This is a genomic window from Pseudarthrobacter sp. B4EP4b (genome assembly GCF_006680095.1).
Lineage (GTDB): Bacteria > Actinomycetota > Actinomycetes > Actinomycetales > Micrococcaceae > Arthrobacter.
On record NZ_VHIJ01000041.1, the window covers coordinates 175956 to 196206 of the forward strand.

The window sequence follows — 20251 nt, forward strand, 5'->3', positions numbered from 1 at the left end:
TTCGACAGGCTCAACCACCGAGGGCTTGCCCCTGGGGCCACGGCCGCCGGGTTTCGACAGGCTCAACCACCGGGCCTACTTAGGCGGCGGAGACCGCCTGGGGCCACGGCCGCCGGGTTCCCTGACCGAGCTTGCGAGGTTAGGGGGCGACTGGGGAGAAGTGTTTTTCGATGAGCCCCTTGATGTCCTCGTGGCAGCCGCCGCAGCCGGTACCCGCCCGGGTGGCTTTGGAAACCTCCGCCACAGTGGAGCAGCCTTCTTCCACGGCCCCCTGGATGGTTGCCCCACTGACTCCAGCGCATCGGCACACGGTGCCCTGCGGATCGGCCGCCGCACCGGGCAGCTGGTCCGGCCCGTCAAGGCGCAGCAGCAGCGACCTGTCCGCGGGCAGCTCGGCACCTCGCTCGAAAAGCCCCACCAGTTCGGCCGCCGTGCGCGGCATGCCCACGGCCACCAGCCCCTCCAGGACGCCGCCCCGGGTGGTCATTTTGACGTAGCGGCCATGCTCCGGGTCCGCCCACTGCGCAATCTGCAGCCGGGCGCGGCCGTTGCCGGCGCCGGCCGTGAGGACCTCCTCGTCCCACGGCTCGGCGGCGTTGTCCCCGGCCACAGCCATGTTCATGCCCCGGGCCTTGAGGACAACAACGCCTGCCTGCTCGGCGGGCAGTTCCGGAAGCAGCCCGGCTTCTTCGGCAGCCCCTGATGCCAGGAGGGTCAGGTATTCGGCCAGCCATTCGGCCTGCCGCCAGCCCGGCCCCACCAGGCCGGACGGGCCCTTGGCATTCCGGCAGCGGGCGCAGTCCGGTTCAGGGCAACGCACCTCCGCGCAGTCGCCGATGGCAAAGATGTGCGGTTCGTGGTGCGCCCGCAGCCGGTGGTCCACCAGGATCCCGCTGGCGGTGGAAAGCCCGCAGCCCTCGGCCAGTTCGGTGCGGGGGCGGACACCGCACGAAATGACCAGGAGGTCGCCGTCGATCGCCGACCCGTCGTCAAGCAGCAAAGCCGAGAACCCGCCGCCGGCCGCGTTGTGCTCCACGCCGGTGGAGCGCGCGTTGCCGGCCATCCGGACTCCGCAGCGGCGCAGGCTGGCGGCAAGGACGGCGCCGCCGCCGCGGTCGATGTTGCGGCCCAGCGGGTGCGGTCCGTTGTGGACCACGGTGACGGTGGCGCCTTCTTCAGCCGCGGCCAGCGCTGTCTCCAGGCCCAGGACGCCCCCGCCCAGGACCACCACGCGCTTGCCGCCGTCCACCGCCTGCCGCAGCACTTCAGCGTCGCGCAGGTCGCGAAGGGCTGTCACGCCGGCCGGCAGGACCGGCGAGGTGGGATCCGGGTTGATGCCGGTCAGATTGGGGATCACCGGGCGGGATCCGGTGGCGAAGACCAGCCGGTCGTAGTGCGCCACCGAGCCGTCGGTCAGCAGGACCTGCTGCCGGGCGCGGTCCACGCGGCGGACGCGGATGCCCAGCCGGACATCCACGCCGTCGGTGGCCAGGGCATCGGCGTCGGAAAGCGCCAACGCTTCAGCAGTGGTCCGGCCCACGCCCAGATCGGCCACCAGCACCCGGTTGTAGGCTGCTTCCGCTTCGGCGCCCACCACCGTGAGATGCACGTGCCCATCACGGACGGCGGGCAGGAGCTCATCAACCAGCCGGGCGGCCACCGGGCCGAATCCCACAATGACAATCTGCTCGCTCATGAGGCCTCCGTCGTTTGCAGCACGTTGGTTGACAGGGGGGTGGCGGCAGGCCGCACCCACACCTTGTTGAACTTGAACTCGGGCATTCCGGACGTGGGATCCGTCGCAGCCTCCGTGAGGCGGTTGGCGCTCTCGAGTTCAGGAAAATGGAAGGGCAGGAACACGGTGTCCGTGCGGATCGCCGTGCTCAGCTCGGCCCGGCACAGCACCTCGCCGCGCTCATTCGCCACAGAGACGAGTGCACCTTCGGTAATGCCCATCGATGCCGCGGCCGCCGGGTGGACCTGCAGCTTCGCCTCCGGCCGGGTTTCCAGCAGCTCTGCCACCCGGCGGGTCTGGGCTCCGGACTGATAGTGCTCCAGGAGGCGGCCGGTGATGAGGGTCATGGTCGTCGCAGCCGGATCAGGGTTAGCAGCAGGCGTACGACGGCGGCGGGGCGCCACCGGGACCATCACGGCTTTGCCGTCGGCGTGGGCGAAGGAGTCCCGGAACAGCCGGGGAGTTCCGGTGCTGCCCTGCGGGTACGGCCAGTAGGCGGCCTCGCCGCGGTCCAGCATGGCGTAGTCGATGCCGGAGTAGTCGGCCAGTCCGCCGGCGGATGCCAACCGGAGTTCCTCGAACACCGTTTCCGGGTCCTCGCTGTAGGTGGACGGCGCATCGAGGGCCTCGGCCAGCCGTGCCATGATCCACAGTTCACTGCGCGCGCCAGCGGGCGGAGTCAGGGCCCGGCGGCGGCGCAGGACCCGGCCTTCAAGGTTGGTCAGTGTGCCCTCTTCCTCGGCCCACTGAAGCACGGGAAGGATGAGGTCTGCCTCTGCCGCGGTTTCGGACATAAAGAAGTCGCAGACCACCAGGAAATCCAGGCTGCGCAGTCCTTGAATCACCGCGTTGGCGTCGGGGGAGGCCACGGCAATGTTGGAGGCGTGGACGAAAAGGCAACGGACGCCGTCGGGCTGTCCCAACGACTTGAGCAGCTGGACGGCCGGCAGCCCCGGCCCGGGGATCAGCTGCTCCGGGACACCCCACACCCTGGCCACGTGCTCACGGGCGGCAGGGTCGGTGATTTTGCGGTAGCCCGGGAGCTGATCGGCTTTCTGGCCGTGCTCGCGGCCACCCTGGCCGTTGCCCTGGCCGGTGAGGGTGCCGTAGCCGCTGCGGGCCGAACCGGGCAGGCCCAGCAGGAGGCTGAGGTTGATGGCAGCGGTGGCGGTATCGGTGCCGTCCACATGCTGTTCCACGCCGCGGCCGGTGAGGATGTAGCTGCCGCCGGCCCGTGCGCCGGAGGCGAGCCGGCGTGCGGTCTCGCGGATGAGCTCGGCAGGCACGCCGGTGATCGACTGGACGCGTTCGGGCCAGAAGGAGTTCACGCTGCGGGCCACGGCGCTGTAGCCCGAGGTGCGTTCCTCGATGTAGGCGGTGTCCACCAGGTCCTCGTGGATGACCACGTGCGAAATTCCGAGCAGCAGGGCGAGGTCGGTGCCGGGCAGGGGCTGGAGGTGCAGGCCGCCGCCGTCGGCCGTAAAAGCCGCCGTGGCGGAACGGCGCGGATCCACCACAATCAGGCCGCCGGCGTCGCGCGTGCCTTTCAGGTGCTGGACGAAGGGAGGCATGGTTTCGGCAACATTGGAGCCCAGCATCAGGATGGTGCTGGCGGTGTCCAGGGCTTCGAGCGGGAACGGCAGGCCGCGGTCCACCCCGAAGGCGCGCATTCCGGCCGCCGCGGCGGAGGACATGCAGAAGCGTCCGTTGTAGTCGATGCGGGAGGTTCCCAGGGCGAGCCGGGCAAACTTGCCCAGCATGTAGGCCTTTTCGTTGGTGAGGCCGCCGCCGCCGAAAACGCCCACGGCGTCGCGTCCGTAGCGGGCCTGCGCGTCTTTCACTGCGCCGGCCGCGAGGTCCAGGGCCTGGTCCCAGCCGATGGGGCGGTGGACGCCGTCGGGGCCCTTCAGCAGGGGCTCGGTGATCCGGCCCGGGTGGTTCAACAGGGTGGCCGAAGTCCAGCCCTTGCGGCACAGGCCGCCGCGGTTGGTGGGGAAGTCGCGTCCGCTGACCTCAAGGGGTGCCGTGAGGGAAGGCCGTTCCCCGGCGGCCGGTGCGGACACGGGGACTGACCCCGGCTGGACGGCCGGGTTCGTTTCCGCTGGAGACGTGAGCGTCATGGCGCACTGCAAAGCGCAGTAAGGGCAGTGCGTGTCGGCGCTTTTGGTCATGTTAGACGTGTCCCATCGCATTTCGGTTGGCGTTGCGGATATAGCAGAACCAGCAGACGGCCAGCATCAGGACGTACGCTCCGACGAAGCCGTAGAAGGCCGGGGTGTAGGAGCCGCTGGCGGTGTTGGAGGCGTTCAGTACCTGCGGGATCACGAACCCGCCGTAGGCGCCGATGGCGGAGATCAGGCCGAGGGCCGAGGACGCGAGGCGCTGGGTGGCCACCGAGCTTGCCCCCTTGCGGGCGGCACGGCTGGAGGTGGCGAAGATGACCGGGATCATCCGGTAGGTGGCGCCGTTTCCGAAGCCGCTCGCGGTGAAGAGCATCAGGAAGAGGACCAGGAACAGCCAGAAGTTCTTCAGCGGCAGGGTCCAGATCATGGTGAGGGTGATGACTGCCATGGAAGCGAACGCGGTCACCGTCATCCGGGCGCCGCCCATGCGGTCCGCCATCCGTCCGCCGTACGGCCGGGCCAGCGAGCCCACCAGCGGGCCGAGGAAGGCCAGTGACAGGGCCACGGTACCCACTCCGATGGAGGAGAAAGCGGGGAAGTAGTCCTTGATCAGCTTCGGGAACACACCGGCGAAGCCGATGAACGAACCGAAGGTGCCGATGTACAGCAGCGCCATGACCCACAGGTGCGGTTCCTTGAGCGCTGCCACGGATCCGGCGATGTCACCCTTGGCGCTGGTGAGGTTGTCCATGTACTTGAAGGCGCCAAAGGCTGCCACCAGGATCAACGGCACCCACATCCAGCCGGCCAGCGGCAGGTTGACAGTGCCCGCGGCGAGCAGGGTGATGGCAATCGGCACGGCGAGCTGCGCGACGGCGGCCCCCATGTTTCCGCCGGCGGCGTTAAGGCCCAGGGCCCAGCCCTTTTCACGGGCGGGGTAGAAGAAGGTGATGTTGGCCATGGAGCTGGCGAAGTTGCCTCCGCCGAAGCCGGCGAGGGCTGCCACCAGGAGCATCACGCCGAACGGCGTTTCCGGGTTGGAGACACACAGCGCCAAGCCGGTGGTGGGGATCAGGAGCAGCAGCGCGGACACGATGGTCCAGTTCCGGCCGCCGAAGCGGGGGACCATAAAGGTGTAGGGGATGCGCAGGGTGGCACCCACCAGGCTGGGTATGGAGATCAGCCAGAAGATTTCCGAGGTGGAGAGCGTAAAGCCTGCGGCGGGCAGTTGGACCACCACGATGGACCAGAGCTGCCACACAACGAAACCGAGGAATTCGGCGAAGATTGACCAATTGAGGTTGCGGCGGGCGATGGTGCGGCCGCCGGATTCCCACTGTTCCTTATTCTCTGCATCCCAGTTGGCGATCCAGCGGCCGGGGCGGAAATCAAGGGCGGGGGCAACGGTAGTGCGGGTAGAGCCGGGCTGTGCGCTGGCGGATGCGTCTTTCGACCTTGCGGTCTCGTCAAGATCAAGGGAATTGCCGGGGCCGGCATCAGCGGTGCGGTCAACAGTCACGGGGTACCTCCTTCGGGGGGATGTTGTTCCTCCAAGGTAGGTAAGGCGCGTTTCACACACCGACGCCGTGTGTTAACGGGCTGTGACATTTGCCTATCGGAGCCTTTGGGGGACCGTTAGGCTTGGTGGAGCGCGCAAAAATGAGACACACAGCACAGGTCCGAATAGTGGACCTTTCGTCCATTGACTGGACGACCGGAACTAATATTGAACTCTAACTATTTCGAGCCGGAGGCAATGCCAGCGTCCGGCCGGTTCAAGCGAAAGCGTTTACCCTATGTCATCCACCGATACGTCCACGGTGCCCGGTTCGCAGCCGGTGAACTCACGCGGCCGAGTCATCGTTGCCAGCCTGATCGGCACCACGGTCGAGTTTTACGACTTTTACGTCTACGCCACGGCTGCGGTACTGGTGTTCCCGCAGCTGTTCTTCCCCAGCCAGAATGAAACAACCCAGCTGCTGAGCTCCTTCGCAGTCTTCGGTGTGGCCTTCGTGGCCCGCCCGCTGGGATCCATCATCTTCGGCCACTTCGGCGACAAGTTCGGCCGCAAGGGCACCCTGGTGGCCTCGCTGCTGACCATGGGCATCGCCACCTTCCTGATCGGCTGCCTGCCCACGGCGCTGGTGCCCGGCTGGGAATTCCTGGCTCCGGCCCTGCTCGTGGTGATGCGCTTCGCCCAGGGCCTCGCCCTCGGTGGCGAATGGAGCGGCGCCGCGCTGCTGGCCACCGAAAACGCACCGGCCAACAAGCGCGCAATCTACGGCACCTTCCCGCAACTGGGCGCACCCATCGGCTTCATCATCGCCAACGTCATCTTCCTGGTCTTCAACTACGCCCTGAGCCCGGCTGACTTCCAGGCCTGGGGCTGGCGTGTGCCGTTCCTGCTCAGCGCAGTCATGGTGATCATCGGCCTCTACGTCCGCCTCAAGCTGATCGAGACCCCTGCCTTCACCAAGGTCCTCGAGTCCAACGAGGTGGCCAAGCTGCCCCTGGGCCGGGTGTTCAAGACCAGCTGGCGCCAGCTGATCCTGGGCACGTTCATCATGCTGGCCACGTACGTGCTCTTCTACCTGATGACCACGTTCACCCTGACGTTCGGCACCCGTCCCTCAAGCCTCGAGGCCGCCAGGGCCGCGGCGGAAAAGGCCGGCAAGCCGATGTCCGACGCGGCAGCTGCTGCATTCGTCCCCGGCCTGGGCTACACCCGCAACGACTTCCTCTGGATGCTGATTGCCGGCGTCGTCTTCTTCGGCATCTTCACACTGGTGTCCGGACCACTGGCCGAGAAGTACGGCCGCCGGAAGATGCTCATCGCCGTCACCGCCGGCATCTTCGTTTTCGGCCTGCTGTTCGTCCCGCTGTTCAGCGGCGGGTTCATCGGCACCATGGCCCTGCTCATCATCGGCTTCTCCCTCATGGGCCTTACCTTCGGTCCGATGGGCGCCCTGCTGCCTGAGCTGTTCCCCACGAACGTCCGCTACACCGGCTCTGCCGTGAGCTACAACTTCTCCAGCATCCTCGGTGCCGCGGTGGCGCCGTTCATCGCCGTGGCGCTGTGGGAACTCGCAGACGGCAGCCCGGTGCTGGTGGGTGTGTACCTGACCGCCATGGCCGTGCTGACACTTATCGCGCTGTTCGTCAGCAAGGAAACCCGCGACCTGGACTACGAGAACAACGTGGCCTAAGTCCGCGGGCCGTTCCTTCCAGCCCGGTTGGTAACAGAGGTGCCCGGCACAATTCCCGTCACTGCGGGGATTGTGCCGGGCACTTTTCTGCCTCTGGGCGAGTAACCGGGCGGGAACGCACGACGGCGGGCGGCCGCGGCTAGTGTGCGTAGCGGGCCACGAAGTTCTTGAGGATGTTCATGGGTTCGGTGACCGTGAACTGCCGTGCGCTTTCCATCAGGTCTTCGGCGGATTCCGGCGGGAAGTAGCCCGCGTGCCGGTAGATGTCGATGCGGGTGCAAAGGCCTTCGGCATCTAGCTCGGGGTGGAACTGGGTGGCGTACAGGTTCTGCCGGATGCGGAACATCTGCACGGGGCAGGCCGCCGATCCCGCCAGGAGCACGGCGTGCCGGGGCAGGACGGTGCAGGCTTCCTTGTGGCCGGTGAAGGCTGTGAACCGGCGCGGCATCCCGCTGAGTACGGGATCCTCCAGTCCGGCGTCCGTGAGTTCGATCTCCGCCGCGCCGAGCGGCTCGCCATAGGTCCGGTCGATCACCGCCCCCTGGTGCGTGCCCAGCGTCCCCACCCCATAGCAGGCGCCCAGGAACGGGAAGTCCCGCGCCACCAGCTCGTCCAGGAGCCCGGCCAGTTCACCTTCCACGCGCCCCTGCGTGGGCGTCTTGTGCTCCGGCGGGTCGCTCGAAGTGAACGGACTGCCGCCTACGATCACCCCCGAATAGGCGGACAGATCCAACTCGGGCAGGGGAGCAGCTTCCAGCCTGATGCGCCGCAGCTCCGAGGGCTCCAGGCCGCCGTACCGCAGATAGGCGGCATACTCGTCCTCGGCGGCGGCGTCCTCGGCGCGTGATGCCAGGAGCAGGAAAGGCAACATGTGCTAAGTGTGCCTTCTTCGCTCCGGCCTGTCAGCCTCCCGGCCAAGCCGAGGAGACCAGACTCCCGGCACAACCTCACGGCCCGGTGCTGCGGCCTGTCAGCTGGCGGCGGGCTGGCTCAGCGACCGGCGGGACTGGGGACGGGCAGCCGGGTCGGCGTGCCGGTGCACCAGTTTCCAGTACCCTTCCTCGCGCCGGAAGACGCTGGTGACCCGGAGTGCGAATTCCTCGGCGACGGCGGCGCCGTCCAGGCGGGCGCGGAAATGTTCCGTTTCCACCAGGAAGGCGGTGTCACGGGCGGTGTAGGAAGTGACAGTGTCAAACCCCAGCATCTCGCCGTCCCGGAACTGCCTTGCGGCCTGGTCCAGCCGGGCTTCCACCTGCGCCCACCCGCGGGCGATGCCGCCGAACGGGTTGGCGAGGGTCACGTCGTCGAGCCGCGAATACAGCTCCTTGACGGGCTCCGGGTTTCCCTGGGTGATTTCCGGGACGGCGAGGTGGTAGCGGTCCACTTCTTCTTCAAAACTGGGTGCGAGCACGAGGGGCCTCCGGCGCTAGTCTTCGATGGTGGCGATGACGGCGCCTGCTGACACCGTTTCGCCGGCGGCTGCGGTGAGCCCGGTGACGGTTCCGGAGCGGTGCGCGGTCAGCGGCTGTTCCATCTTCATTGCTTCCAGGACCACCACCAGGTCACCCTCGGCCACCACGTCACCGTTGGCAACGGCAACCTTGACGATGGTGCCCTGCATGGGAGAGGTCAGGGCATTGCCCGTGGCCGCAGCAGTGCCGCCGGAACGGGAGCGCTTCTTCGACTTGCCCGGCTTGGCCGTGGCGCCGGCAGCGCCAACAGCCACGGAACCGAGCGATGCCGGCAGGACCACTTCAAGCCGCTTGCCGCCCACCTCAACCACCACGCGCTGCCGGTCTTCGGCCGGGGCCTCAGTGCCTGCGCCGTCGGGGGTCCAAGCTGGGAGGTTGTTGACGAACTCGGTCTCGATCCAGCGGGTGTGGACCCGGAACGGGCCTTCGGCCGGTGCGAAGGCGGGGTCGGAAACCACTGCGAGGTCGAACGGGATCACCGTGGGAATGCCTTCGATCACCATTTCCTCGAGGGCGCGGCGGGCTCGCTGCAGCGCCTGCGGGCGGCTGGCGCCTGTGACGATGAGCTTGGAGAGCATGGAATCGAAGTTGCCGCTGATGACATCGCCCTGCTCCACGCCGGAGTCGATGCGGACGCCGGGGCCGGTGGGGTTTTTCAGGACCCGGAGGGTGCCGGGGGCTGGCAGGAAGTTCCGGCCCGGGTCTTCGCCGGTGATCCGGAATTCGAAGGAGTGCCCGCGTACTTCCGGGTCGCCGTAGCCGAGCTCCTCGCCGCGGGCCAGCCGGAACTGTTCGCGCACCAGGTCGATGCCGGTGACTTCCTCGGAAACGCAGTGCTCCACTTGGAGGCGGGTATTGACCTCAAGGAAGGAGATGGTGCCGTCCTGCCCCACGAGGAATTCGCAGGTGCCGGCGCCAAGGTAGCCGGCCTCTTTCAGGATGGCCTTCGAGGATTCGTAGAGGCGGCGGTTCTGGTCTGCCGTGAGGAAGGGGGCCGGGGCTTCTTCCACCAGTTTCTGGTTGCGGCGCTGCAGGGAGCAGTCGCGGGTGGAGACCACCACAACGTTCCCGTACGCGTCCGCCAGGCACTGGGTCTCCACGTGGCGGGGCGCGTCCAGGAACCGTTCAATGAAGCATTCGCCGCGGCCAAAGGCTGCGGTGGCTTCGCGGACGGCGGACTCGTACAGTTCGGGAATTTCGTCCCGGGTGCGGGCAACCTTGATGCCGCGGCCGCCGCCGCCAAACGCTGCCTTGATGGCAACGGGCAGCCCGTGCCGGTCCACGAAGTCCAGGATTTCCTCGGCTGATTCCACGGGATCGGCCGTGCCGGGAACGAGGGGCGCGCCGACTTTTTCGGCGATATGCCGGGCCTGGACCTTGTCTCCAAGGGCCGAGATGGCTTCGGGCGAGGGGCCGATCCAGGTAATGCCGGCCTCAATCACACGGGCCGCGAACTGCGCGTTCTCGGCCAGGAAGCCATAACCGGGGTGGATGGCGTCGGCCCCGGACTGGCGGGCGGCGTCGATGATCTTGTCCATTACCAGGTAGGACTCCGCGGCGGTGTTCCCGCCCAGCGCGTAGGCTTCGTCAGCAAGGCGGACATGCAGGGCATCCCGGTCCGCGTCGGCATAGACAGCAACCGAGGCGATGCCTTCATCACGGGCGGCGCGGATGATGCGCACCGCGATTTCGCCGCGGTTTGCGATCAGCACCTTTGTGAGGGTCGACTGCGTGGGATGTGCGGACTGCTCCAAATTTGCTGACAAGGCGTCTCCTTCTTTCCTTCAGGGAGCCTAGCGCGGTTTTGAGGGTTCCGCCGATATTACTTGCGGATTCCGCGTGTAAAGCGCCAAGCCTTTGTAGGGAAGCTACAAGAGTCGCCGAAATGGCTTCCTTTAGGACTCCGGCCAGAGTTCCGTGATCCGGACCTGCGCACTGGCCAGCAGGGCGCGGAGCGTGGAGACGGAAAGTCCGACGACGGTGTGCGGGTCGCCGTCGACCTTCCGGATGAAGGCCCCGCCCAGGCCGTCGATAGTGAAGGAGCCCGCGCAGTGCAGCGGTTCGCCCGTGGCGATGTAGGCGTCGATCTCCATCGCGTCCATCTCCAGGAAGGAAACCTCTGCCGAGGCCACTGTCCCCAGGGTGGCGCCGGTACCCGGTGACGCCCCGCCGTCGTCGGGCTCTGTGTCCCGGCAGTCCACCAGCCAGTGCCCGGTATGCAGCACGCCGGTGTTGCCGCTCATGCGCAGCATGCGTTCCCGCGCGACGGCGGCGGTGTACGGCTTGCCGTGCGCCTCGCCGTCGAACTCAAAGACGGAGTCGCACCCAAGCACCAGCGCCCCGTCCGCCTCGGGAAGGGCTGCGACGGCCTCGGCCTTGGCACGCGCCAGCAGCAGGGCCGTGTCATGCGGATCGGTGACGCCGTACCGGGCCTGGACGGCGTCCTCGTCAACGTCCGATACCAGCACCGTATGCCGGATGCCGGCCTCGGTGAGGAGCTTGGTGCGGGCGGGGGACTGGGAGGCAAGAATCAGGCGGACCACGGATCCAGCCTAGTGGACCAGTTCTTCGGACGCCTTGGTGGCGGCGGGCCGGCTCAGCTGGGCGCCTTCCACATCCACGTCCGGGAGGATCCGGTCCAGCCAGCGCGGCAGCCACCAGGACTTCTCGCCCAGCAGGTACATCACGGCAGGGACGATGGTCATGCGGACCACGAACGCATCAAGCAGCACACCGAATGCCATTGCGAAGCCCAGCGGCCGCACCATGGTGAGGTGGCTGAAGATGAAGCCGGCGAAGACGCTGACCATAATGATCGCTGCGGCTGTCACCACGGCGGCCGCGTGGCGGAAGCCCACCCGGACGGCCTGCTTCGCGGTGGAGCCGTGCATGTAGGCTTCGCGCATTCCGGAGGCGATGAACACCTGGTAGTCCATGGCCAGCCCGAACAGCACGCCGATCAGGATGATCGGCAGGAAGCTCAGGACCGCGCCTGGGTTGGCGACGTCGAACACGCTCCCCAGCCAGCCCCACTGGTACACGGCCACCACGGCGCCGAAGGCCGCCGCGAGGGAGAGCAGGAAGCCGCCCGTGGCGAGCAGGGGAACCACGATGGAGCGGAAGACCAGCAGCAGCAGGACCAGGGAAAGGCCGACGACGATGGCCAGGTAGGGCGGCAGGGCGGCGCCGAGCTTCGTGGAGACGTCCACGTTGCCGGCGGTCTGGCCGGTAAGGCCCATGGCCACTCCGTATTCGGACTGGATGTCCTCGTTCAGGCCGCGGAGTTCGGCCACCACCCGGACGGTGCTGGCGCTGGCCGGACCCTCCTTGGGGATGACCTGGAAGACGGCGGTGCGCCGGTCCTCGCTGAGGGCGACGGGCACGGCAGCCACCACGTTGTCTACCGCCCGGAGCTTGTCCGCGACGTCATACTGCAGGGCCTGCGCCTGCGCTTCGTCCAGGTTTGCCGGAAACTCGCCCACGGCAACAATCGGGCCGGTGACGCCCTCGCCGAAGCTCCGGGCGGTCAGGTCGTATGCCTGGTAAGCCTCTGACTCCACCGGTTCGGATCCGCCGTCGGGAAGTGCCAGCTGCAGCTGGGTGGCGGGGAGCGCGAGCGTGCCCAGCAGGAGTACACCGGCCAGGAGTGCCAGCACTGGGTGGCGCGTGACCAGGCCGCCCCAGCCGTGCGTGCTGCGCTCGCGGTCCTGGGCTTCATCGGCTGCTGCATGGCCGGGTTCGGCGTTGTGTGCCTCGGCCTTGGCCCAGGCGCGCTTCGAGATAATGCGGCGGCCGATCAGCGACAGCATGGCCGGGGTCAGGGTGATGGCCACCAGCACGGCTACCGCCACGGTCCCGGCCGCTGCCAGGCCCATCACGGCAAGGAAGGGCAGGCCCGGCACCACCAGGGCGGCGAGGGCGATGATGACGGTGAGGCCGGCGAAAACCACGGCGTTGCCGGAGGTGCCGGTGGCACGGGCTACTGATTCCTCCTGGGCCATTCCGGCCAGGAGCTGCGTGCGGTGCCGGTTGACGATGAACAGGGAGTAATCGATCCCGACGGCGAGGCCCAGCATCAGGGCCAGCATGGGGGAGATGGAGCTCATGTCGAACAGGCCGGAGAGCGCGAAGGTGATGCCGACGCCGATGCCGACACCCATGATGGCCATCAGCAGCGGCAGCCCGGCGGCAATCAGCGTGCCCAGCATGATGATCAGGACCAGGGCAGCAACCGCGATGCCGATGATCTCGGCGGCGCCGAAGAGTTCGGAGATGTCCTCGGTGATCTCCTTGCTGGCATAGGCGGTGACTCCGGCAGCGGATGTTTCATGGGCGATGTCCTGGACCTGCTGGCGGACCTCCGGGCTCAGGCCGTTGATGGAGGTGTTGAACTGCACCTGTGCCACGGCGGCACGTCCGTCTTCGGACACAAAGCGGATGGCCGACGACGCTTCTGCCTGGCGCTTGCCCGCCTCCAGCTTGGCCTTGCCGGCTTCGAGTTCCCGGGTACCGGCGTCGAGCTTTGCCTGCCCCTCTGCCAGAGCCGCCTTCTGCTGGCCAAGCTGCGCCTCAAAGAGGGCCGCGGGTGCGCCGGCTGCTGCCAGCTGCTGCTCGGCTGCCGCCAGCTGGGCTTTGCCGGCATCCAGCTGCGCGCGGGAGGCGTCCAGTTGTGCCTGGCCGGAGATCAGCTGTTGCTCACCGTCGGCGATGGCCTGGCCGGCCTGGTCCACCTGCGCCTGCGTGGCGAAAGGATCCACGGTGCCGCGGACGTTTGGCACGGACTCAAGCTTCTTCAGCGCGTCGGTAACCGCGGCCCGGCTCTCGGCGGTAAAACCGCCGTCGGGAGCTTCGAAAACGATGGTGGCCGTGCCTCCGGAAGCGGCCGGAAGCTCTTGCTTCAGCTTGTCCGCGATCCGTTGCGTTTCGGTGCCGGGGATCTGGAAGTTGTTGGACAGAGTGCCATGGAAGGCGGCAGCTGACCCGCCAACAGCAACCAGAACGGCCAGCCACAGTGAGATGACCAGCCAGCGCCGGCGGTAGGAGAACTTGCCCAGGCGGTAAAGGAACAGTGCCATAACAGGAAGCCGATCTGATCAGGAAGAAGCGGATGCGGAAGAGGTGGAACGGGGTGCAGGACTGGTGCCTGCGGTGAAACCGGACCCCAGCAGCGCCATGGAGTCAATGAGCAGCTGCCGGAGCTCTGCCAGGGAAGCGGGGGAAAGGTCCGCGCCGCGGCGCGTAAACCAGACCTCCAGGGCGGCCTTGCCGCAGGAGATCACCGCACCGGCCAGCGCACGGACATAAAGTTCGTCAACGCCTTCTGCCGCCCCCGCCACCCGTTCGCGGGCAACGGCGATGATTTGTTCGGTGCAGTGCTCCCAGGCCTGAAGCTCCGAGTGCGACATCAGCGTGCTTTGCTGCGTGAGGGTAAACAGTTCCGCCAGCGGCGCCACGGTCATGGGGTCGGCCAGTGCCATCAGTGCCGCTTGTGCCGACTGCAGGATCGGTTCGTCAGCCGGCCGCAGCCGGAACTGCTGGATGGCATTGTCCAGGAACCCGTGGGTGACGGCCGCGAGGGCGGCGTCGGTGCTGCTGAAGTAGTTGAAGAAGGTGCGCCGTGAAATGCCGGCGGTGTCCGCAATGTCCTCCACCGTGAAGCTTCCCGGCCCGTGGCTGCGCAGCAGTGACAAAGCAGCGTCCGTGATGGCCTGGCGGGTGGCGGCCTTGTTCAGCTCGCGCCGTGACGGGGTGGCTGCTGCCGCTGGGATGCTGCCTGTGCTGGTTGCCATGCTGATTACACTACGTGCAACTTTGCACAGTGGGCAAGTTTTTCCGCTCCGGATTCACAGGAAGATGAAAGGTTCCGAACAGCTGTTCCAGAACTGGCCTGGCGATGCTTGGAATGTCCCGGGAGGGATGAACCATCAGCAGCCGTTACTGACGGCAGATCCAGGAGACAAAGAATGTCACGCACAAAGAAAATGACCCTTGGCTTGTCAGCCGCGGCGCTGGCCCTCGGTGCCGGAATCGGTGTTGCCGGCATGGCCTCCGCCACCACCACACCAACCCCCGCTCCCAGCGTCAGCTCCAGTGCATCAGCCGACGGAAGCACCAGCACCGCGCCCGGCAGCATGGGCAAGCACGGCGGACGCGGCGGCGAGCGGGGCGTAGCCCAGGCATCCGCGCTCGCGGCGAAGCTCGGCGTGGAGGAGGCGAAGGTAACGGAGGCGCTCCAGGCCTTCCGTGAGGCCAACAAGCCCTCTTCCCCGCCCGCCGATGGCGAGAGGCCTGACCAGGCCACCCGCGATGCTGCCTTGGCCAAGGCCTTGTCGGAGTCCCTCGGCATCGAGGAATCCAAGGTGACCGCTGCGCTGGACGAACTCCGCACCGAGAAGCAGGCGGAGAAGGCGGCCGCACTCAAGACGCGGCTTGACCAGGCCGTGACGGACGGAAAGCTGACCCAGGCCGAAGCCGACGCCGTCACCAAAGCTGTGCAGAATGGTGTCATCGGTGGCCACTGAGCCGGTGGCTTAAATACAGAAAAGAAGTCCCCGGGAGATTTCCCGGGGACTTCTTCTTACTGCCAGTTGTTTACTGCCAGTGGTGAGCAGAGGCCCCTTAGGCCTTCGCGTCCGCCAGCTCACGCGACGTGGTGTCGGTGGAGGTTCCGTCGGACGGGGCGGCGGCGGTGTCAACAGAGTCGTCAACAAACGGCGTGCCGTTGCGGGGTGCGTTGTACAGCTGCTCGTCCAGGATGCCCTGGCGCTTGGCCACGATGGTGGGCACCAGCGCCTGGCCGGCCACGTTTACGGCGGTGCGGCCCATGTCCAGGATGGGATCGATGGCCAGCAGGAGGCCGACGCCGGCCAGCGGCAGTCCCAGCGTGGAGAGGGTCAGCGTCAGCATCACCACAGCGCCGGTGGTTCCGGCGGTTGCGGCCGAGCCCAGGACGGACACGAGTGCGATCAGCAGGTACTGGCTGAAGTCCAGCTGGATGCCGAAGAACTGGGCCACGAAGATCGCCGAGATGGCGGGGTAGATGGCTGCGCAGCCGTCCATCTTGGTGGTGGCGCCCAGCGGTACGGCGAAGGAGGCGTAGCCGCGGGGGACACCCAGGCTGCGCTCGGTGACACGCTGGGTCAGCGGCAGGGTTCCCACCGAGGAGCGGGACACAAAGGCCAGCTGGACGGCCGGCCATACGCCGGAGAAGTACTGCTTGACGGACAAGCCGTGGCTGCGGACCAGGATGGGGTAGACCGCGAAGATGACCAGGGCCAGGCCCACGTAGATGGCGAAGGTGAACTTGCCCAGGGAGCCGATGGTGTCCCAGCCGTAGACTGCGACGGCGTTGCCGATCAGGCCGACGGTACCAAGCGGTGCGATGCGGATAATCCACCACAGGACCTTCTGGATGACAGCCAGCGCGGAGGCGTTCAGGTTCAGGAACGGTTCGGCAGCCTTGCCCACCTTGAGCGCGGCAACGCCGACGGCGATGGCGATCACAAGGATCTGGAGCACGTTGAAGCTCACGGAGGTGGTCACAGCGCCTGACTCGGCAACGGTGGAGCTGGCGCCCAGGCCGAGGAAGTTCTTGGGGAACAGGCCGATCAGGAAGGACCACCAGTCACCGGACTTGCCGGAGTACTTGGCTTCCTCGGTGATGCCGGTGTTGGCGCCGGGCTGCAGCAGCACGCCCAGGCCGATGCCGATCAGCACGGCGATCAGGGAGGTGATGGCGAACCACAGCAGGGTGTTCCAGGCGAGCTTGGCCGCATTGGAGACCTGGCGGAGATTGGAGATGGAGCTGACGACGGCGGTGAAAATCAGGGGAACCACTGCGGTCTGCAGCAGTGACACATAGCTGGAGCCGATAGTCTGCAGCGTGGCGCCGAGGCCGTTGGGGTTGGTCTTGGTGCTGCCGGTGTACTTGGCCAGCAGGCCAAGGCCGAGGCCGACGATCAGGGCGGCAATGATCTGGAAGCCGAACGAGCCAGCCCACTTGGGGAGCTGGAAGCCGGTCTTGGCGGATTCTGAGGGGCGGGTTTGAGTGCTCACCCGAATACGTTAGGGCCAGGTCCCATATCATGACGAACGAACATTGAGAAATATTACGTGGTCAAAACGTGGGCCCGGAAAGGGAAACCCGTCATATCAAGGGGTTTGGGGGCGTTATGTTACTTATTCCCGCCCCGGATGTGCTTAATGTCTCGCGCCCCCAGGGCAGTAGGCCCGACGTGACTGCCTTCCCGCAGCTTGCTCCCCGTCGCAGCGCCAGCGTCTGAAGCTGGCCGGGGTTCCACCGGCGCGGTGCAGTCAGGACAGGTGCAGGCTGCTGTCCTTGCGCTGGTTGAAAGCGGGCCTGGGGCTATCGTGCTCCAGGCGCGACGCCGCGACATCGTCCATGTTTTCCTCGGCCCATTCCTTCATGTCGAAAATGATCTTCAGCAGCGAGCGGCCGCGGGGAGTGAGCTCGTAGTCTGTGCGGACTGGAACGGAGACGGTGACGTGGCGCAGAACCAGGCCATCGCGTTCGAGCGAGCGCAGTGTGGACGTCAGCATTTTCTGGCTGGCTCCGGGAATGCGCTTGCGAAGATCGCTGTGGCGCTGCTGCCCGTCCTCAAGCGCCAGCATCACCAGGGTGACCCACTTGCTGCTGATGGCTTCCAGCAGCTGCCGGGCCGGGCACAGGTCAAGGGAAGCGTTGTAGTGGTCCTGGGCATTCTGGCGTTCTTGTTCGGCCGTGAGAGTCATATCCCCAATACTTTCCTCAACAAGTGGACTGGCGGCCCAGTTTACCGGGCACTTTGAGGTGCCTTAGGCACAAAAAAGTGCGTTCTTACGCGGCGCGGTGGTGTCGGCGAGGATCGATGACGGGGCACAAGCGCCCCGCAGCAAAGCCTCGAAAGGATGCCAATGCCTACCCTCCTCCACGTCAACGCCTCTCCACGCTACGCCAACAGCGACTCCCTGCGGTTGGCCCGGCACTTCATCGATGCCGTCCAGACTGCCGGCCCGGAGAGCTTTGAGGTGGAGACGCTGAACCTGTTCGACGACCATGTGCTGCCCGCGTTCGGGCGTGTGGCCGCCGCCGCGAAGATGGCTGTTTTCACAGGCCAGGACCAGACGCCCGAGCAGGTTGCCGCCTGGGAAGCCGCCCGCGCAGTCTTCGACCAGTTCGCTTCGGCTGACGCCTACGTCTTCAACATCCCGATGTGGAACGCCGGCGTCCCCTATGTCCTGAAGCAGTGGATCGATGTCATCACCCAGCCCGGCTGGAGCTTTGGTTTCGACCCCGGGCAGGGCTACCGCGGCTTGCTGGAGGGCAAACACGCCCTCGCGGTCCACACCAGCGGCGTCTACGCTCCGGGTGTCCCGGCAGCCTTCGGCTCGGACTTCAGCAGCACCTTCTTCGCCGACTGGCTGAACTTTGTGGGCATCGAAGACGCCGTGCACGTCCGTTTCGCTCCAACCGTGCTGAACGGGGATGTGGACGGCACCCGCGAGGTTGCCGAGGCTGAACTCCTCGACGCCGCCATCGAGTTTGCCGGCAAGCTCAGCACCGCGGGAACCCTCCAGCTCGTCAACGACTAAGGCGTTCACGGTGCGCATCGGCATGTCGGGTACCGATTCCTGGACCAAGGCGTTTACGTTGAACAGGAAGCCGTGGTCCAGGTGTGTTCGGTCAGAGCAGGGCGCGCCTTAGGATGTCCAGCCCCACGGAGCCGATGTTCAAAGCCCGGGTGTGGAATTCCTTCAGGTCGAAACCCGGCCGTGCTTCGAGCTCGGCGCGGATCTGTTCCCAGAGGCGCTGGCCCACCTTGTAGGACGGTGCCTGTCCCGGCCAACCAAGGTAACGGGTGAACTCGAAATTGAGCTGGCCTTCGCTGATGGGCAGGTTCTGCTTCAGGAAGTCGTAGCCCTTCTCGGGCGTCCACGTGCCGGAGCCCCACCGTTCGGGGACCTGCAGTTCGAGATGGACGCCGATGTCGAACACCACGCGGGCGGCCCGCATCCGCTGCATGTCCAGCATGCCCATGTGGTCGCCGGGATCATTAAGGTAGCCGAGTTCCTGCATCAGCTTTTCGGCGTAGAGCGCCCAGCCTTCGCCATGGCCGGAGGTCCAGCAGACGTTCCGTCGCCATTTGTTCAGCAGTTCGCGGCGGTACGTTGCAGTGGCCACCTGGAGGTGGTGGCCGGGGACGCCTTCGTGGAAAACGGTGGTGGTTTCGGCCCAGGTGGTGAAGGTGTCCTCGCCCGCTGGGACGGACCACCACATGCGGCCGGGGCGGCTGAAGTCGTCCGACGGGCCTGTGTAATAGATGCCGCCCTCGTCGGTGGGGGCGATAAGGCACTCGAGTTTCTTCATCACGTCCGGGATGTCGAAGTGAACGCCGGCGAGCTCCGCCACGGCCTTGTCCGAGAGCTCCTGCATCCACTCCCGCAGGGCCTCCTTGCCCTTGAGCTGGCGGGCGGGATCGTTGTTGAGGATTTCCTTGGCTTCATCGATGGTGGCGCCGGCCTTGATGCTGTGGGCCACCCGTTCCTGCTCGGCGATCAGGCGGTCCAGCTCTTCCACGCCCCAGGCGTACGTTTCCTCCAGGTCCACAGTTGCCCCGAGGAAGGAACGTGAGGCCAGCGCGTAGCGGGACCTTCCCACGGCGTCCTTCTCCGGCGCGGCGGGCAGCAGTTCCCGGCGGAGGAAATCCGCCAACCCTGCGTAGGCGCTCCGGGCGGCGGCAGCACCGGCGTCGAGGTCTTCCTGGATGGCGGCAGGCAGGGGGCCGCCGGCAGTGGATGCTCCCGCGGCAAGCTTGGCGAAGAACCCGTCCTCCGCCGCATATTTGGTGACCTGCTCGATGACGATCCTGACCTGGCGCGCGGCGGACACCCGGCCGGCGTCCCGGGCCTGTCGGAGCGACTCCATGTACCCTGCGATGGCTGCTGGAACGTTGGCTGCCCGGCCGGCGATGTGCTGCCAGTGCTGCTCCGTCTCCGTGGGCATCAGGTCGAAGATGGCGCGGATGTCCTGGGCGGGGGAGGCGATGTTGTTCAGGTCCGCGTACTCCCAGCCGGAGGCATGGATCAGCAGCTGCAGGCCCAGCCGCTCCCGCATGGCGTCAAGGGTGACGGCGTCCACGTCGTCCTCGGGCTCCAGCCCCTCAAGTTCTTCCAGGGTATGGCGGGCAGCCTCGGCAAATTCCGCGATGCCGGCGGGGGAGTAGTCCTGGTATTCGGTCTCGTGTCCGGGCACGCCAAGGGTGGTGGCGAACGACGGATTGAGCCTGATGAGGGTGTCCGTGTAGTTGTCCGCGACGGCGTCGATGCGGGTTGTCGGGCGGGCGGCAGGTGCGGTGTCTATAGTCACCCCACGACACTAACCGGGCACCCAAGGTTCCGGAAGGAGGCTGGGGTGGGGCGGAGAAGTTTCAGCCGCGGCTGCGCTTCCAGGCCCCGGGGCCTGGCGTGGGGGCGAGCCGAAGCTGCTGCCGGCGCACCCAGTGCCGGACGGACGGCTTGTTGTCGGGCTCCGGTTCGCCGCCACCCAGGGAAAGGACGACGGCGGTCAGTGCCGCCAGTTCCTCGGCCGTGGGCTGGCCCTTGGCAACAGACAGCAGCGGTGCGGCGGGTGCCTCGGCCGCCTCAACCATTGGATCAGGGCCCACGCCCGCAGGGTTCCCTGGCTGAGCTTGCGAAGTTAGGGGGCGGGTGGGGATC

At 66.8% G+C, this 20251-nt stretch carries 16 protein-coding genes; 3 read left to right on the top strand and 13 right to left on the bottom strand.

Going from position 1 to position 20251, the window contains the following annotated elements; all coding sequences use genetic code 11:
• Window positions 1-139: 139 nt before the first annotated feature.
• Genes FNL14_RS16205 through FNL14_RS16215 form a run of 3 tightly spaced genes read right to left on the bottom strand, consistent with a single transcriptional unit; the run spans window position 140 to window position 5377 of the window.
• Window positions 140-1696 (bottom strand): FAD-dependent oxidoreductase, encoded by a 1557-nt coding sequence (locus FNL14_RS16205; RefSeq protein ID WP_142061888.1) that lies wholly within the window; start codon window positions 1694-1696, stop codon window positions 140-142.
• The gene (locus FNL14_RS16210; RefSeq protein WP_142061891.1) at window positions 1693-3906 is read right to left on the bottom strand and encodes a molybdopterin oxidoreductase family protein; all 2214 of its coding nucleotides are present in this window, start codon (window positions 3904-3906) and stop codon (window positions 1693-1695) included. Before FNL14_RS16210 ends, FNL14_RS16205 begins: the two co-directional genes overlap by 4 nt.
• A 1-nt stretch (window position 3907) precedes the next feature.
• Entirely contained in the window at window positions 3908-5377 is a 1470-nt protein-coding gene (locus FNL14_RS16215) for an MFS transporter (RefSeq protein ID WP_142061893.1), read from the bottom strand.
• 277 nt (window positions 5378-5654) lie between these two features.
• On the opposite strand from FNL14_RS16215, the gene FNL14_RS16220 reads away from it, so the two are divergent.
• Entirely contained in the window at window positions 5655-7064 is a 1410-nt protein-coding gene (locus tag FNL14_RS16220; protein WP_091418352.1) for an MFS transporter, read from the top strand.
• A gap of 139 nt (window positions 7065-7203) precedes the next feature.
• On the opposite strand, the gene FNL14_RS16225 is transcribed toward FNL14_RS16220, so the two are convergent.
• From FNL14_RS16225 to FNL14_RS16250, 6 genes are all read right to left on the bottom strand, one after another.
• Window positions 7204-7935, bottom strand: coding sequence for a glutamine amidotransferase (locus FNL14_RS16225; RefSeq protein ID WP_142061896.1), 732 nt, complete (start codon window positions 7933-7935; stop codon window positions 7204-7206).
• Window positions 7936-8034: 99 nt separating this feature from the next.
• Window positions 8035-8475 (bottom strand): nuclear transport factor 2 family protein, encoded by a 441-nt coding sequence (locus tag FNL14_RS16230; RefSeq protein WP_142061899.1) that lies wholly within the window; start codon window positions 8473-8475, stop codon window positions 8035-8037.
• Between the two features lie 15 nt (window positions 8476-8490).
• A complete protein-coding gene (locus tag FNL14_RS16235; RefSeq protein WP_142061902.1) occupies window positions 8491-10302 on the bottom strand; it encodes a biotin carboxylase N-terminal domain-containing protein in 1812 nt (603 codons plus the stop codon).
• A gap of 129 nt (window positions 10303-10431) precedes the next feature.
• Window positions 10432-11079, bottom strand: a complete 648-nt coding sequence (locus tag FNL14_RS16240; RefSeq protein WP_142061905.1) for a nucleoside triphosphate pyrophosphatase — start codon at window positions 11077-11079, stop codon at window positions 10432-10434.
• 9 nt (window positions 11080-11088) lie between these two features.
• The gene (locus tag FNL14_RS16245; protein ID WP_142061908.1) at window positions 11089-13611 is read right to left on the bottom strand and encodes an MMPL family transporter; all 2523 of its coding nucleotides are present in this window, start codon (window positions 13609-13611) and stop codon (window positions 11089-11091) included.
• An 18-nt stretch (window positions 13612-13629) separates the two neighbouring features.
• Window positions 13630-14325 carry a TetR/AcrR family transcriptional regulator gene (locus tag FNL14_RS16250; protein ID WP_142061911.1) on the bottom strand — a complete coding sequence of 232 codons (696 nt, stop codon included), beginning with the start codon at window positions 14323-14325 and terminating at the stop codon, window positions 13630-13632.
• A gap of 174 nt (window positions 14326-14499) precedes the next feature.
• Here FNL14_RS16250 and FNL14_RS16255 point away from each other — a divergent pair, with 174 nt between their 5' ends.
• The gene (locus FNL14_RS16255; RefSeq protein WP_142061914.1) at window positions 14500-15057 is read left to right on the top strand and encodes a hypothetical protein; all 558 of its coding nucleotides are present in this window, start codon (window positions 14500-14502) and stop codon (window positions 15055-15057) included.
• Window positions 15058-15154: 97 nt separating this feature from the next.
• On the opposite strand, the gene FNL14_RS16260 is transcribed toward FNL14_RS16255, so the two are convergent.
• Both FNL14_RS16260 and FNL14_RS16265 read right to left on the bottom strand, forming a co-directional pair.
• Window positions 15155-16591 carry a dicarboxylate/amino acid:cation symporter gene (locus FNL14_RS16260; RefSeq protein ID WP_181762679.1) on the bottom strand — a complete coding sequence of 479 codons (1437 nt, stop codon included), beginning with the start codon at window positions 16589-16591 and terminating at the stop codon, window positions 15155-15157.
• A gap of 258 nt (window positions 16592-16849) precedes the next feature.
• Window positions 16850-17287, bottom strand: coding sequence for a helix-turn-helix domain-containing protein (locus FNL14_RS16265; RefSeq protein ID WP_142061920.1), 438 nt, complete (start codon window positions 17285-17287; stop codon window positions 16850-16852).
• 162 nt (window positions 17288-17449) lie between these two features.
• On the opposite strand from FNL14_RS16265, the gene FNL14_RS16270 reads away from it, so the two are divergent.
• Window positions 17450-18127, top strand: coding sequence for an FMN-dependent NADH-azoreductase (locus FNL14_RS16270; protein WP_142061923.1), 678 nt, complete (start codon window positions 17450-17452; stop codon window positions 18125-18127).
• A gap of 91 nt (window positions 18128-18218) precedes the next feature.
• On the opposite strand, the gene FNL14_RS16275 is transcribed toward FNL14_RS16270, so the two are convergent.
• Together FNL14_RS16275 and FNL14_RS16280 are read right to left on the bottom strand one after the other, a co-directional pair.
• The gene (locus tag FNL14_RS16275) at window positions 18219-19901 is read right to left on the bottom strand and encodes a DUF885 domain-containing protein (protein ID WP_142061926.1); all 1683 of its coding nucleotides are present in this window, start codon (window positions 19899-19901) and stop codon (window positions 18219-18221) included.
• A 61-nt stretch (window positions 19902-19962) separates the two neighbouring features.
• The gene (locus tag FNL14_RS16280) at window positions 19963-20184 is read right to left on the bottom strand and encodes an acyl-CoA carboxylase subunit epsilon (protein ID WP_142061971.1); all 222 of its coding nucleotides are present in this window, start codon (window positions 20182-20184) and stop codon (window positions 19963-19965) included.
• Between the last annotated feature and the right edge of the window lie 67 nt (window positions 20185-20251).